Genomic DNA, 1,098 nt, shown 5'->3' on the forward strand with positions numbered 1-1,098 from the left:
GAGTGAAAATTGTGATAATGCGGGAGGGTTTAAGAATGAGAAAAGAGGACTTAGATAAAAGAATATGTGATATAGAGATTGAGTTTCCTAATATACAAACATATAGAGAGTTCATTGTTGAAGCGGAAGAAGAAATAGGAACGGGTTCAGCAGACTTAGACAATATGACAGATGAGGAATTGACTGTGTATTTAGATTTTTTAGATGAATTATTGTTGAAATAAAGAAGGGAGAGGAATAATGAGTGAACTAATACAGTGCGATTTCTGCAAGAAAATGATTAATGTTGAGAAACAAAAATATTTTATTAATAAAGAGCAGGGTAACACAAGCTTACTTAGATATATAGATATACGTGTTTGTGAAGACTGTTGGAATCTTGGAATAAAAAACTATTATAAAAATAAAGAAGGTGTTAAGAATGACTAACTTTGAAATGATAAAAAGTTTGGATGAGGATGGAATGGCTGTTCTTATTGGAAGTGCTGATTGTATTTGCGAGTATTGTGCTTATGAAATTGAGACTTGCGTCTATAGTTGTATTGAAGGAAGCAAAAAATGGCTTGAAAGTGAGGTGGATTATATGAAAGTTAAACAGTTTGATGGACATAGTTTAGAAAGAGATTTAAATGAATGGTTAGAAAGTAATGAAAATAGTGTAGATGTAATAGATATAAAATATTCTGTTGCAAGTTTTACTGAATGTCAGAAATATGATAGTGAATATTTTGGTTGTGCATTAGTAATATACAAAACTAAAAATGATACTTTTAACAGGAGATAATAAGGAACAATGAAATAAGTAAAAAAATAAAGTGATTAGAACGTTATTATATAAGAAATATCTAACTAAAACAGTTTAGAGAGTTGCAAAATGTCTTTTAATATAAATTATTGTTGAAGGGTTTTGTGAGTCTCAAAAACGAAAATAAGAGGGAATTAAATTGCAAAAATATAAAATTAAATTTGAGGAAAAAGTTACTTTAGAACATGAGGTTATAGTTGAAATACCAGAAGAAACAAATATAAAAGATATTTGTGATTGTATAGAACATAAATGTCAAAGAGTATATGATATATCAGACTATATAAGAGAAT

At 28.1% G+C, this 1,098-nt stretch carries 3 protein-coding genes; all 3 read left to right on the plus strand.

The window, feature by feature from the left end; genetic code table 11:
* The first annotated feature begins 35 nt into the window (after nt 1–35).
* Genes KGF50_RS21565 through KGF50_RS21575 form a run of 3 tightly spaced genes read left to right on the plus strand, consistent with a single transcriptional unit; the run spans nt 36 to nt 784 of the window.
* Nucleotides 36–224, plus strand: a complete 189-nt coding sequence (locus KGF50_RS21565; protein WP_227849959.1) for a hypothetical protein — start codon at nt 36–38, stop codon at nt 222–224.
* 16 nt (nt 225–240) lie between these two features.
* Complete coding sequence (locus KGF50_RS21570; protein WP_227849960.1) at nt 241–429, plus strand: hypothetical protein; 189 nt, start codon at nt 241–243, stop codon at nt 427–429.
* On the plus strand, nt 422–784 hold the full coding sequence (locus KGF50_RS21575) for a sporulation protein Cse60 (RefSeq protein WP_227849961.1): 363 nt from the start codon (nt 422–424) through the stop codon (nt 782–784). The genes KGF50_RS21570 and KGF50_RS21575 overlap by 8 nt, the downstream gene beginning before the upstream one ends.
* The last annotated feature ends 314 nt before the right edge of the window (nt 785–1,098 follow it).

The organism is Clostridioides sp. ZZV15-6598 (assembly GCF_020657705.1).
Taxonomy (GTDB): Bacteria; Bacillota; Clostridia; order Peptostreptococcales; family Peptostreptococcaceae; genus Clostridioides; species Clostridioides difficile_F.

Excerpts from the sequence above, each read along its gene's own strand:
- KGF50_RS21565 (WP_227849959.1), top strand. The coding sequence starts at position 36 with ATGAGAAAAGAGGACTTAGATAAAAGAATATGTGATATAGAGATTGAG.
- KGF50_RS21570 (WP_227849960.1), top strand. The coding sequence starts at position 241 with ATGAGTGAACTAATACAGTGCGATTTCTGCAAGAAAATGATTAATGTT.
- KGF50_RS21575 (WP_227849961.1), top strand. The coding sequence starts at position 422 with ATGACTAACTTTGAAATGATAAAAAGTTTGGATGAGGATGGAATGGCT.